This window comes from Pseudomonas migulae, from assembly GCF_024169315.1.
GTDB lineage: Bacteria > Pseudomonadota > Gammaproteobacteria > Pseudomonadales > Pseudomonadaceae > Aquipseudomonas > Aquipseudomonas migulae_B.
In genome coordinates this window covers 502,929-514,163 of sequence record NZ_JALJWR010000001.1, presented here as the reverse complement: position 1 = coordinate 514,163, position 11,235 = coordinate 502,929, and the positions used below count along the sequence as shown (strand labels likewise).

Sequence of the window (11,235 nt, the reverse complement as noted above, 5' to 3'; positions counted from 1 at the left end):
CCAGGCCGTTAACAATTGTAAAAGCTGGCTTATTTCAGAACGGCGAGTGCCGCTTCGTAGTTCGGCTCTTGACCGATCTCGCTGACCAGCTCGCTGTGCAGCACGTTGTCGTTTTCGTCCAGGACCACGACGGCACGGGCAGTCAGGCCTTTGAGTGGACCATCGGCAATGGCCACGCCGTAGTTCTCGATGAACTCGGCACCGCGCAGGGTCGACAGGTTCTGCACGTTTTCCAGGCCTTCAGCGCCGCAGAAACGGGCTTGGGCGAACGGCAGGTCTGCAGAGATGCACAGCACGACGGTGTTGGCGACGTCATTGGCCTGGGCGTTGAACTTGCGCACCGACGTGGCGCAGGTCGGGGTGTCGACGCTTGGGAAGATGTTCAGCACTTTGCGCTTGCCGGCGAAGTTCGCCAGGGTCACGTCGGACAGATTGCCGGCAACCAGGGAAAAGGCTGGCGCCTTGGAACCGGCTTGTGGCAGTTGGCCGTTGACTTGAACCGGGTTGCCTTTAAGAGTGACTTGAGCCATGAACGGAGTCCTTCTGAACGTTGATGTGGAGAAATTCGACGAGGCGGAAGTTAACCATGAAATCGTCCGACGACCTATGGGCGGATACAAATTGTGAAGTGTCGCCGCAACCGCAGGGTATACGCGTGTCCCTAACCAATACCGAACCCTGTGGGAGCGGGCTTGCCCGCGATGACGGCAGCACAGTCAACATTGCGGCGACTGCCAGAACGCTATCGCGGGCAAGCCCGCTCCTACAGGATCGCGGTATTACTTGAGCAATCGCAACATATTGCGATGCCGCGCCGCAAAAATTCGTCGCATATAGGCATTGACCAGCAGCGCCTCCGACAGCGCACCGCCAATCGCCGCATACGTCACACGGTCGGTGTACAGCGTACCGCCCTCTCCCGCCGCCACCCGATGTTCATGACGAAAGGCAGCCATCGGTCCCTTGAGCATTTCATCGATGAAATGCCGGTCGCCGACTTCACGGATCACCACCGTCCAGTTCATTGGGATGACATTGAACATCCAGTGCCGAAAACGGAACTGGCGACCGGCTTCGATGCGCAGGCTATTCAGGTCGATGTCCCCCAGCGGCGTGATGCGTTCGGGAAAGATCTTCGGAAAATTCACACCCTCCAGGCAGAAATCGAGGACGTCTTCGGGCGTGCGATCAGGGATTAGCGTGGTGAGTTCCAGGATGGGCATGGGGGACGCATTCCGTTGGTCGATGGATGGGCTGGCCAGCAATACTGATAACGAAAGGTGTGTCGAAAATTTCACTGATGTTTTTTGAAACAGTGTCGATTTGGCTAATCACCAATCGACCATACAGTGAATTATTCCAACCCAAAGGAGCCTCCCCCATGCGATTCATGATCATTATAAAAGCCAGCGCCGATTCCGAAGCCGGCGTCATGCCCAGCGAAGAACTGCTGACGGCGATGGGCAACTACAACGAAGAACTGGCCAAGGCCGGCATCCTCCTCGCCGGCGAAGGCCTGCACCCCAGCAGCAAAGGCGCCCGCGTGCGTTTTAGCAGCGATAAGCGCACGGTCATCGACGGCCCGTTCGCCGAAACCAAGGAACTGATCGCCGGTTTCTGGCTGTGGCAGGTGAAGTCCAAAGAAGAAGCCATTGAATGGGTCAAGCGTTGCCCCAACCCGATGCCGGGCACTGAATCCGAGATCGAGATCCGCCAGGTGTTTGAACTGGACGATTTCGGGGCCGAGCTCACGCCAGAGCTGCGCGAACAGGAAGAGCGGGCGTTTGGGAAAAAACGCTGACATTTCGAGCGCAAGTGGCAGCAGTACGATCACGCCCGGCCCTCTCCGGTGGCTTCGGGCGTGATCGAGCACTCGGCGCTCAAACCTGCGAATTAATCCCTTCGACTGGATAACCTACCGGCAACTGCTAACGTCATCAAATATGTCCTACAGGCTTGATAGGAAAGAGATTACGCCGTAGGGGCCGCCAAGTGCCGAGTAGACCAATGAGCCACCAAGGAACCGGCGAATCATGTCGAAGCATCCAGGGGCGCGCGCCTTTTTGTTGGCGATCTCTATAACGTCTGTGGTGTGTGCCCAGGCGGACGAGGCCGACATGGTCAACAAAAGCAACAATCCGTTGAACCCCGAGTCGGGGATGGACCTGCAGGATTACTACACCCCGAAGTACTACGATTCCAATGTCCATACCAATGATCTGTTGGTGCGCGCCACGCTGCCGATTGCGCCCAACGACTTCATTGGCGTGCCGCAGTTGCTACGCGCCACCGCACCGATCAGCACACACCCCGATCCAGGCGGGGGCTACAGCACCGGTGAAGGTGATCTGAACCTGATCGATATCTTCCTGCTCAAGACCGACGGCGTGCAGTTGGGCATCGGTCCGCAGATCACCGCGCCTTATGCCGACAAGGACGAACTGGGAAACGGCAAATGGCAAGCGGGGCTGGCGGCCATTGCGATCGATTCGTCCCCGCGTGGCTTGCTCGGTGCGCTGGTGCAATACCAGAGTTCCTTCGCTGGCGACAGCGACCGCCCGCCTGTGGAATCGGCCACCGTGCAGCCGTTTATTTTTCACAACCTGGAGGGAGGTTGGTATCTGCGCTCCACCGCGACCTGGGCCTTCGATCTTAAGAACGACACCCATTACATCCCGCTTGGTCTGGGCGCCGGCAAGGTCTGGAAATCCAGGGATAATATCCTCAATGCCTTCATCGAACCGCAGTGGACCGTCGAGCATAAGGGTGACGAATTACCCCGGTTCACGCTGTTCGTCGGCCTCAACGTCACCTTCGGTAAATAAGGATTTCCCCATGCACATTGCACTTCGCGCAGCCGGTTACAGCCTGATGTCCATGTTCGTCAGTTGTGGGGTTGGCGCCCAGGACGTCAACGTCACCCAATCCAGCTTCACCGCTATGCGGGAAGAAGCTCGAGGTCATACCAGTGAGGCCTGTTGCACCCGGGCGGTGGACCAGGAGAGTGCGAAGGCCAGGACCGTCGTGAGGTAATACGCGGGGATGATGGGAGTCGGTATAGGGGGAGTGACTTGGCGACTGAACGACCGTCTTCGCGAGCAGGCCCACTCCCACATTGGTCTCCAGTGAACACTAAAATGCATGTTCGACTGAGTTTCTTTGTGGGAGCGAGACCGGCTTGCCGGTGGTGGAGCCTTCAGCTCCAATGCATTATTTGGATTTGAGCTTCAGGTACGACTGATGCATATCCGAAGCCCATCCATCGATCACGCTTTTCACGTCATCGGCCTTCATCACCTGCGACTCGTTTTCCAGCGGCTTGCCGGTGCCCTTGCGCACCACCTGGGCGAGCACTTTATTGTTGCCGCCATCCAGGAACACCGCTTCGGTGGCCAGATCGGTTTGCTGATCACGAATCCCGCTCGCGGTACTGACCGCTGCCGCCACCAGGGCAATAGGAATCACCTCATAAGGCTTCAGCCCTTCGGTCTTACTGCTGACCGCCGTGATCGCGGCACGCACCACCATCACACCCGGGCCAGGGCCTGAGGCCAGCGGCAGGGACTTGCCTATTTCGCGTTTGAGCGCCTGATCGTAATAACTGGTAATCCCGTTCAAGGTTGCCTGAGGGATTTTCACGGTCGCCTGAGGCTTGGGATACAGCTGTGTAGGTTCGATGTACACGCTTTTGAATTTATTGATGTCGAGCTTCGGATCCATCCAGCGCATCACCACCGCCCCCGACGGAGACTTGGCTTCCTTGAGCTGGCTGTAATCCTTGAGAAATCCGGAATACTCGTCCGGCTCAACCTTTTTGCTGGCGCAGCCAACCACGCCGATCGAGGCAATGCACAGTGTGCTTATCATTAACGCAAGCTTCATGCTGTAACTCCTGTAAGGCGGTCGACCACGGTTTGGAAAACAGGTGTTACAGGTATAGCCAATGCCGCGCTTTTTGTTCTGATAAATCTCAAAATTCATTCATTACTGACAATACGGGGCCGTGTCGATGGTGGCTTCGACACGGCTTCAGATATCAAATCACCAGGACGAACCACTCTTCGCCGCCAACTCCCGCCGACTGTTGGCCCGCATCGCCTTGATCAACGAAACCGTGCCCACCAGCAAAATCGCGGCGCCGAACAGGAAGTCGATGTTGTACAGCTGAAAGTCATTCAACGGCCCCACCAACAACACCCGGATCGCCCCGATGCTCACCAGCGTGGCCAGAAAGTCGATGCCCGGTTCGTCACGATAGAACACGTGCATCAGCGGCAGGCAGATCACCAGCAACAACAGCAGCACGATTACCTTGAACGAGCCTTTGCGCTCGATGCTGAACGCGCACTCATTGGCCGCGTAAGGTGTGTAATCCTCCTCGCGAACCAGTGAATTCTTCTCGTTGATGTACTCGGCGCGGTTGTACTTCTGAATCGGCGTGAAGGTGTTGGACATCTTCATGCGGGTGGTGATGCGCTTGAATTTCAGGTCAATCCGTTCATTGCCCTTGAGGATGTACAGCACCGGTTTATAGCCGTAGCGCCAGGTATCGAAGGGAAACGCTGCCGCCGTGCCCTGGACGCCGATGGGTCGGGCTTCGAGCTCGGCGTAGGCGCTCTTGTCGGTTGAAGAGAGATTGCGGCTCAGCGGCTTGATCCTGACCTGCTCGAGGAAAATCGGTGTGACGCCGTATGACCACGGCAGCGGTTCCAGGCGCAGGCGCAATTCGTTGCGACCCAGGTCATAACGATCGAAGGTACGTTCAGACACGATAACCGCCCCGGAGAGCATGAACTCACCGCGCACATTGTTGGTGATGCGCAGTGTCAGCCAATCCTTGCCCAGGGCCGCCACGTCGCTGGCCGGTGGCGTTCCGCACCAGGCAGCGCTGTCGGATGACGCCCCGAGTTGCCCGTTGCGGTTTTCCTGAAACAGATAGAAGTAACTGCCCCACAGGGCCGCCATCAGCACCAGTGCGATCAGCCCCAGAATTTTCTTGCCCGCGCTCAAACCAGACTCCTTTCTTTACTGACTTCCTTGTGAGGCGCGGACTCTATCAAAACGGGATCACCGTCCCAAGCAAAAAGATCGCAGCCTTCGGCAGCTCCTGCACCGTGCTGTGTACACCCGTAGGAGCTGCCGAAGGCTGCGATCTTTTGATCTTCTCTTATCGCCGCCGGAACAACGGGCGCGGCTCAATCACCGAACGCCCATACAGCACGCTCATGCCCGCCAAGCCCTTGAGCGCATCTTCAGCGGACTTGTCTTCGCGTACGGCAAAGCTGTCGAAACCGCATTGGCGCATGTGGCTGAGCTGGTCGCGCAGCACATCGCCGACCGCGCGCAATTCGCCGGTCCAGCCCAGTCGGGTGCGCAGCAGGTACGCCTGGCTATAAGCGCGTCCGTCCCGGAAACTCGGAAAATCCAGGGCAATCAGCGGCAGTTGTGCAAGCCACGGCTTGAGGCACTCCACCTCATCGTCCGGGCCCAACCAGACCCCATGCCGTTGCGGGTCTTCCAGCCAACGGGACAGCGGCACAATCACCGGCCCCGAGGGCCACTCCGCATCAAGGTCCCTGAGCAAGGTCCACTGATCGTCAGCGACAATCCGCGCCTTACCTGCCTCCAGCCGCAGCAGATTGTTCATGCCGACACCTCCAGCAGCTTCGGATAAACCGCTTCCTTGAAGGGCTCCAGACCGATGCGCTGCAAAGTGTCGACGAACAGTTCTTCGCTCTCGCGGTAGCTTACGAACGTGGCGATGATTCGCTCGATGACGTCGGGCACTTCGGCGGCGCTGAAGGACGGTCCGATGACTTTACCCAGCGCACTGTTCTTGCCCTGGGCGCCGCCGAGCGTGATCTGGTACCACTCGCTGCCGTTCTTGTCGACGCCAAGAATGCCGATGTTGCCGATGTGGTGGTGACCACAGGCGTTCATGCACCCGGAAATGTTGAGGCTGATATCGCCCAGATCATGCAGGTAGTCCAGGTCTTCGAAACGCGCCTGGATGCCTTGCGCGATCGGGATCGACTTGGCGTTGGCCAGGGCACAGAAATCCCCACCGGGGCACGCGATGATGTCGGTCAGCAATCCGACATTGGCGCTGCCGAGGCCCTGCTCGCAAGCCAGGTTCCAGAGGGCGAACAGGTCCGACTTCGGCACGTCCGGCAGGACGATGTTCTGCTCATGGGCGATGCGGATTTCGCCAAAACCGAACTGCTCGGACCACCCGGCCACGGCGTCCATTTGCTTGTCGGTAACATCGCCCGGCGGTGCCGCGATACCCGGTTTGGTCGACAGCACAACACTGGCGTAGCCCGGCACCTTGTGCGGCTGGACGTTGCGCGACACCCAGCGGGCGAAGGTCGGGTTCTCCGCCAGGCGTGTGCCGAATTCCAGGTCGGTGTTGGACAACGAACGGTAATCCGGTGGCACGAAGGCACTGGCGACACGCTCGTATTCGACGCCGGTCAACTGCGCCGGGCCGTCCTTCAGGTGCTGCCACTCCTCCTCCACTTCCCTGGCAAAGGCGTCGATGCCCAGCGCCTTGACCAGAATCTTGATCCGCGCCTTGTACTTGTTGTCGCGCCGGCCATGACGGTTATAAACCCGCAGCACCGCCTCGACGTAGGACAGCAAGTGCTGCCACGGCAAGCCTTCGCGAATCTGCAAACCAAGGATGGGCGTGCGTCCCAAACCACCACCAACGATGACGCGCAGGAGCATTTGCCCATCGGCACCGGGGTAAAGATAGAGGCCGATGTCATGCATCATGATCGCCGCGCGGTCCTGTTCGGCCGAGCAAATGGCGATCTTGAACTTGCGCGGCAGGAACAGGAATTCCGGGTTGATCGTGGACCATTGGCGCAGGATTTCCGCCAGTGGCCGCGGATCGATCAACTCGTCCGCCGCGACCCCGGCGAAGGCTTCGGTGGTGATGTTGCGCACACAGTTGCCGGAGGTCTGGATCGCATGCATTTCCACCTCGGCCAGGCGTTCGAGAATCTCCGGCACCTGGGCCAGTTCGATCCAGTTGAACTGCATGTTCTGCCGAGTGGTGAAGTGGCCATAGCCGCGGTCGTAATCCCGGGCGATGCTCGCCAGCGTGCGCATTTGCGTGGCACTGAGCGTGCCGTAGGGAATGGCCACACGCAGCATGTACGCGTGTTTTTGCATGTACAGGCCGTTCTGCAAGCGCAACGGCAGGAATTCCTCTTCGCTCAACTCGCCCGCTGTGAAGCGTTCGACCTGATCACGAAACTGCGCAACCCGCTCGAAGACCAGCGCCCGGTCATAGTCGTCGTACTGATACATGTGGCTACCTCATCAGGATTGATCGGGCTCTGCGGCTCGCTTTTGAGGAAGTGACTATGGCCGAGCGCCGCAACACATTACAGATTCACCTGAAGGCTAAAAAACCGTATCAGACTGCGGCAGATCAACGCAGGCAGGCGTCTGATCTGATCCGCATAAACTCTGTTTTTCTGAGTCTGTTTTGTTTCCGGCAGGGTTTCTACAGTGGGCAGCATGCCAGTCCGGGTGGCCTGGCAAGACTTTGCAACCGTGGAAGCATTGACCATGAGCACAGCAACTATCGGACAGGCCTATAACTACAAGGTCGTCCGCCAATTCGTCGTGGCGACCATTGTCTGGGGCGTCGTGGGGATGGCGATGGGGGTGTGGATCGCCTCGCAACTGGTGTGGCCCGAAATGAACCTCGACCTGCCGTGGACCACCTTCGGCCGCTTGCGTCCGCTGCACACCAGCCTGGTTATTTTCGGCTTTGCCGGCAGCGCGCAATTCGCCGCCAGTTACTACGCGGTGCAGCGTACCTGCCAGGTGCGGCTGTACTCGGACACCCTCGCCGCGTTCACCTTCTGGGGCTGGCAATCGGTGATCGTGGTGATGCTGATCACCCTGCCGCTGGGCTACACCACCACCAAGGAATACGCCGAGATCGAGTTCTCCGGCGCGGTGTGGATGACCGTGGTCTGGGTGGCGTACGCCATCGTGTTTTTCACCACCGTGGTGCAACGCAAGACCAGACACATCTATGTCGGCAACTGGTTCTTCGGCGCGTTCATCGTTGTGATCGCGATGCTGCACGTGGTCAATCACCTGTCGATTCCGGTGGACTGGTTCAAGTCCTACCCGGTGTATTCCGGGGCCACCGACGCCATGGTGCAGTGGTGGTATGGGCACAACGCGGTGGGTTTCTTCCTGACCACCGGGTTTCTCGGGATGATGTATTACTTCGTGCCGAAACAGGTCGGGCGGCCGGTGTATTCCTATCGCTTGTCCATCGTGCATTTCTGGGCGCTGATCACCCTGTACATCTGGGCCGGCCCGCACCATTTGCACTACACGGCACTGCCGGACTGGGCGCAGTCGCTGGGCATGGCGATGTCGCTGATCCTGCTAGCGCCAAGCTGGGGCGGGATGATCAACGGCATGATGACGCTGTCGGGCGCCTGGCATAAATTGCGCACCGACCCGATCCTGCGTTTTCTGGTGCTGTCGCTGGCCTTCTACGGAATGTCGACGTTTGAAGGGCCGATGATGGCGATCAAGACCGTGAACGCCCTCTCCCACTACACCGACTGGACCATCGGTCACGTCCACGCCGGCGCCCTCGGCTGGGTGGCGATGATTACTTTCGGTTCGCTGTATCACATGATCCCGAAAGTCTTCGGCCGCGAGCAGATGCACAGCACGCCGCTGATCAACCTGCATTTCTGGCTGGCGACCATCGGCACCGTTTTGTACATCGCGTCGATGTGGGTCAACGGCATTACCCAAGGCCTGATGTGGCGCGCGATCAACGACGACGGCACGCTGACCTATTCCTTCGTCGAAGCCTTGCAGGCCAGCCATCCGGGGTTTGTGGTGCGTTTTACCGGCGGCGTGTTCTTCCTCAGCGGCATGCTGTTGATGGCCTATAACACCTGGCGCACCGTGCGGGTTCGCGACGTGGCGATGGCTGAACGTGAAGCGCAGATTGCCTGAGGCGAGGAGCTGGAGATGATCGAGTGGGTGCTCAATGGTTTAGGCGTCGTGGGGCTTTGGCTGGCGGTCGAATACTGCCTGAAGCAGCAGACGGCGCAGAGTCTGGAAGATGCGAGCCTGCTGCCGTTTGCCGATGATCCGGAGGTGGCGCGGCGGGTGGAATTGGCGACGGGGAAAGTCGTGAAGGCGGTGGCGCCCGAGGTGGAAAAACCCGGATGGGGAAACCTCGATATTTAATACACCACCAGTCACTGTGGGAGCGGGCTTGCCCGCGATAGCGGAGTGTCAGTCAACGAATGTATTGAATTTGACGCCGTCATCGCGGGCAAGCCCGCTCCCACAGGGTTATGTGTCTGCCTCGGATAATTCAGCCGCGATCGCGGGGAATCAGGCTCTGCAACTGCTGCGCCAGGAAGTTCGCGTCGAAGGCAAAGGTGTCCGGGTCTTTCAGGCCATTGGTCTTGCGCCACTGCCAGTTGCTCGACGGCGGCAGGCATACCAGGGAAATGCTGCCGTAGCGCGCGGCGGTCAGGCCCATCACGGCCAGGGAAATCTGTCCGCCCGAGCCCATCACATCCGGGACGAACTCCACCGGTTTGCCGGCGATCACGATGCCGAGCTTCTCGGTCTTGAACGTCGAAGTCTCGACCGGAACGCTCGGCCCCGAGGCCACGTAGGCCTCACGGCTCACTTCCAGCAGGTTCGGCGCCTGGACCGGTTCCAGCCATTGCTGGATCTGATCGAACAGCTCGCCAATGCGCGTCGCCCACACGGCCGATTGCGACTCGAACAGTTGTTTTTTGTGCGCTTCGCTGTCTGCGTAGTGGCGAAGCATCTCACCCAGTTGCTGTACGTCGTCCATTGCGGTGTTCCTTTGGTTGAAGCAGTGCTGCGGACTTCGAGCATGGCAGATGCCGGCGCCGGCCGTACAAGTCAATTGCACAGGCGGTCACATCACGGGACACTCGCGGCTTGGGGACCGCCATCAACAGGAGCACGCCATGCGCACCATCGGCCTTATCGGCGGCATGAGCTGGGAGTCCAGCGCCGAGTACTATCGCCTCATCAACCAACAGGTACGCGACCGGCTCGGGCCGTTGCGTTCGGCGCAATTGATGATGTACAGCGTCGACTTCGGGCCTGTCGAACAGGCTCAGCATGCCGGACGCTGGGACGATGCGGCATTGATCCTGGTGGATGCGGCGCGGCGGCTTGAAGCGGGTGGCGCCGAATGCGTGGTGCTGTGCACCAAAACCATGCACAAGGTCGCCGGGCAGATTCAGGCGGCGATCAGTATTCCGTTCCTGCACATCGCCGACCCGGCCGGTCAGGCGGCTGTCGAGGCCGGTGCGTTGAAGGTCGGATTGCTGGGCACGGCGTTCACCATGGAACAGGACTTTCTCAAGGAGCGCCTGACGTCGATGGGGCTGACCGTTCTGGTGCCGGAGGCCGAGGAGCGTCAGGCCGTGCACCGGATCATTTACGACGAGTTGTGCGTCGGGGTCATCAGCGAGGCATCACGCCGGATTTATCAGCAGGTCATTGAGTCCCTGCGCCAACGCGGCGCCCAGGCCATCATCCTTGGCTGCACCGAAATCGGCTTGCTGATCAAACTCGAACACAGCGCCCTGCCCCTGCTCGACACCACCGAGCTGCATGCGCAGGCGGCGGTGGCGTTCGCATTGGCGCAGTGACTCAACCGGCCTTGGGCGTGCGACGCAGACGCGCCATGCTCAAGGTGTCCACCAGCCTTCCGTCACGCACGGCGTAGTCGCGAAACAGGCCTTCGGTTTCAAAGCCGAACTTGCGGTACAAGCCGATGGCCGCTTCGTTGTCGGCGTACACCGAAAGCTCGACCCGTTGCAGGTTCATCCAGTTGTCGGCGATGTCCAGCGCAGTGGCCAGCAGCTTCGAGCCAACACCTTTCCCCTGCCACGCCGGCAAGACGCCCATGCCGAAGCTGCCGGCGTGACTGCGCCGGATCCGCGTGAACTGCTCCAGGCCAATGCTGCCGATCACCAGGCCCTGATGCAGCGCCACCAGCTTGATGTCGCGTTCGTTGTCCGGCGCCAGGCGTTTGCGCCAGACCTCGATGGATTGAAACGGCATTTGCAGGACCTGCCGGGTCACGGCCGGCTCGTTGTAGAGCGCGGTAATGCCTTCGAGATGGGATTCGTTGAAGCGATCGAGGGTGATGGCAGCGTCAGCGACGGTCATGGGTGATTC

Annotated in this window: 14 protein-coding genes; 6 read left to right on the top strand and 8 right to left on the bottom strand. The window is 59.6% G+C overall.

Going from position 1 to position 11,235, the window contains the following annotated elements; all coding sequences use genetic code 11:
* Positions 1–29 precede the first annotated feature (29 nt).
* Positions 30–530 carry a thiol peroxidase gene (tpx, locus tag J2Y86_RS02405; protein ID WP_034146655.1) on the bottom strand — a complete coding sequence of 167 codons (501 nt, stop codon included), beginning with the start codon at positions 528–530 and terminating at the stop codon, positions 30–32.
* Positions 531–779: 249 nt separating this feature from the next.
* On the bottom strand, positions 780–1,223 hold the full coding sequence (locus J2Y86_RS02400) for an SRPBCC family protein (RefSeq protein ID WP_253427838.1): 444 nt from the start codon (positions 1,221–1,223) through the stop codon (positions 780–782).
* Positions 1,224–1,381: 158 nt separating this feature from the next.
* Between J2Y86_RS02400 and J2Y86_RS02395 the strand changes: the two genes are divergently transcribed.
* From J2Y86_RS02395 to J2Y86_RS02385, 3 genes are all read left to right on the top strand, one after another.
* Positions 1,382–1,801, top strand: a complete 420-nt coding sequence (locus J2Y86_RS02395; RefSeq protein WP_253427836.1) for a YciI family protein — start codon at positions 1,382–1,384, stop codon at positions 1,799–1,801.
* Positions 1,802–2,033: 232 nt separating this feature from the next.
* Entirely contained in the window at positions 2,034–2,825 is a 792-nt protein-coding gene (locus J2Y86_RS02390; RefSeq protein ID WP_253427834.1) for a hypothetical protein, read from the top strand.
* Between the two features lie 10 nt (positions 2,826–2,835).
* The gene (locus J2Y86_RS02385) at positions 2,836–3,033 is read left to right on the top strand and encodes a hypothetical protein (RefSeq protein WP_253427832.1); all 198 of its coding nucleotides are present in this window, start codon (positions 2,836–2,838) and stop codon (positions 3,031–3,033) included.
* Between the two features lie 177 nt (positions 3,034–3,210).
* Here J2Y86_RS02385 and J2Y86_RS02380 read toward each other — a convergent pair whose 3' ends face one another.
* The 4 genes from J2Y86_RS02380 to J2Y86_RS02365 all read right to left on the bottom strand — a co-directional run bounded on the left by J2Y86_RS02380 (position 3,211) and on the right by J2Y86_RS02365 (position 7,317).
* Positions 3,211–3,882, bottom strand: a complete 672-nt coding sequence (locus J2Y86_RS02380) for a DUF3313 domain-containing protein (protein ID WP_253427830.1) — start codon at positions 3,880–3,882, stop codon at positions 3,211–3,213.
* A gap of 159 nt (positions 3,883–4,041) precedes the next feature.
* Entirely contained in the window at positions 4,042–5,010 is a 969-nt protein-coding gene (locus J2Y86_RS02375) for a hypothetical protein (protein ID WP_253427828.1), read from the bottom strand.
* Between the two features lie 157 nt (positions 5,011–5,167).
* Positions 5,168–5,647 carry a DUF934 domain-containing protein gene (locus tag J2Y86_RS02370; RefSeq protein ID WP_253427826.1) on the bottom strand — a complete coding sequence of 160 codons (480 nt, stop codon included), beginning with the start codon at positions 5,645–5,647 and terminating at the stop codon, positions 5,168–5,170.
* Entirely contained in the window at positions 5,644–7,317 is a 1,674-nt protein-coding gene (locus J2Y86_RS02365) for a nitrite/sulfite reductase (RefSeq protein ID WP_253427824.1), read from the bottom strand. The genes J2Y86_RS02370 and J2Y86_RS02365 overlap by 4 nt, the downstream gene beginning before the upstream one ends.
* A gap of 264 nt (positions 7,318–7,581) precedes the next feature.
* On the opposite strand from J2Y86_RS02365, the gene ccoN reads away from it, so the two are divergent.
* The gene (gene ccoN / locus J2Y86_RS02360; protein ID WP_253427823.1) at positions 7,582–9,009 is read left to right on the top strand and encodes a cytochrome-c oxidase, cbb3-type subunit I; all 1,428 of its coding nucleotides are present in this window, start codon (positions 7,582–7,584) and stop codon (positions 9,007–9,009) included.
* Between the two features lie 15 nt (positions 9,010–9,024).
* Positions 9,025–9,246, top strand: coding sequence for a cbb3-type cytochrome c oxidase subunit 3 (locus J2Y86_RS02355; protein WP_253427822.1), 222 nt, complete (start codon positions 9,025–9,027; stop codon positions 9,244–9,246).
* Positions 9,247–9,376: 130 nt separating this feature from the next.
* Here the strand turns inward: J2Y86_RS02355 and J2Y86_RS02350 are convergent, their stop codons facing one another.
* Positions 9,377–9,871 (bottom strand): hypothetical protein, encoded by a 495-nt coding sequence (locus tag J2Y86_RS02350; RefSeq protein ID WP_253427821.1) that lies wholly within the window; start codon positions 9,869–9,871, stop codon positions 9,377–9,379.
* Between the two features lie 139 nt (positions 9,872–10,010).
* Between J2Y86_RS02350 and J2Y86_RS02345 the strand changes: the two genes are divergently transcribed.
* Positions 10,011–10,703 carry an aspartate/glutamate racemase family protein gene (locus J2Y86_RS02345; protein WP_253427820.1) on the top strand — a complete coding sequence of 231 codons (693 nt, stop codon included), beginning with the start codon at positions 10,011–10,013 and terminating at the stop codon, positions 10,701–10,703.
* 1 nt (position 10,704) lies between these two features.
* On the opposite strand, the gene J2Y86_RS02340 is transcribed toward J2Y86_RS02345, so the two are convergent.
* Positions 10,705–11,226, bottom strand: coding sequence for a GNAT family N-acetyltransferase (locus J2Y86_RS02340; RefSeq protein WP_253427819.1), 522 nt, complete (start codon positions 11,224–11,226; stop codon positions 10,705–10,707).
* Positions 11,227–11,235: the final 9 nt, after the last annotated feature.

Coding starts and splice junctions, on each gene's coding strand:
- J2Y86_RS02385 (WP_253427832.1), top strand. CDS start 2,836: ATGCACATTGCACTTCGCGCAGCCGGTTACAGCCTGATGTCCATGTTC.
- J2Y86_RS02400 (WP_253427838.1), bottom strand. CDS start 1,223: ATGCCCATCCTGGAACTCACCACGCTAATCCCTGATCGCACGCCCGAA.
- J2Y86_RS02370 (WP_253427826.1), bottom strand. CDS start 5,647: ATGAACAATCTGCTGCGGCTGGAGGCAGGTAAGGCGCGGATTGTCGCT.
- J2Y86_RS02380 (WP_253427830.1), bottom strand. CDS start 3,882: ATGAAGCTTGCGTTAATGATAAGCACACTGTGCATTGCCTCGATCGGC.
- tpx (WP_034146655.1), bottom strand. CDS start 530: ATGGCTCAAGTCACTCTTAAAGGCAACCCGGTTCAAGTCAACGGCCAA.
- J2Y86_RS02350 (WP_253427821.1), bottom strand. CDS start 9,871: ATGGACGACGTACAGCAACTGGGTGAGATGCTTCGCCACTACGCAGAC.
- J2Y86_RS02345 (WP_253427820.1), top strand. CDS start 10,011: ATGCGCACCATCGGCCTTATCGGCGGCATGAGCTGGGAGTCCAGCGCC.
- ccoN (WP_253427823.1), top strand. CDS start 7,582: ATGAGCACAGCAACTATCGGACAGGCCTATAACTACAAGGTCGTCCGC.
- J2Y86_RS02395 (WP_253427836.1), top strand. CDS start 1,382: ATGCGATTCATGATCATTATAAAAGCCAGCGCCGATTCCGAAGCCGGC.
- J2Y86_RS02390 (WP_253427834.1), top strand. CDS start 2,034: ATGTCGAAGCATCCAGGGGCGCGCGCCTTTTTGTTGGCGATCTCTATA.
- J2Y86_RS02340 (WP_253427819.1), bottom strand. CDS start 11,226: ATGACCGTCGCTGACGCTGCCATCACCCTCGATCGCTTCAACGAATCC.
- J2Y86_RS02365 (WP_253427824.1), bottom strand. CDS start 7,317: ATGTATCAGTACGACGACTATGACCGGGCGCTGGTCTTCGAGCGGGTT.
- J2Y86_RS02355 (WP_253427822.1), top strand. CDS start 9,025: ATGATCGAGTGGGTGCTCAATGGTTTAGGCGTCGTGGGGCTTTGGCTG.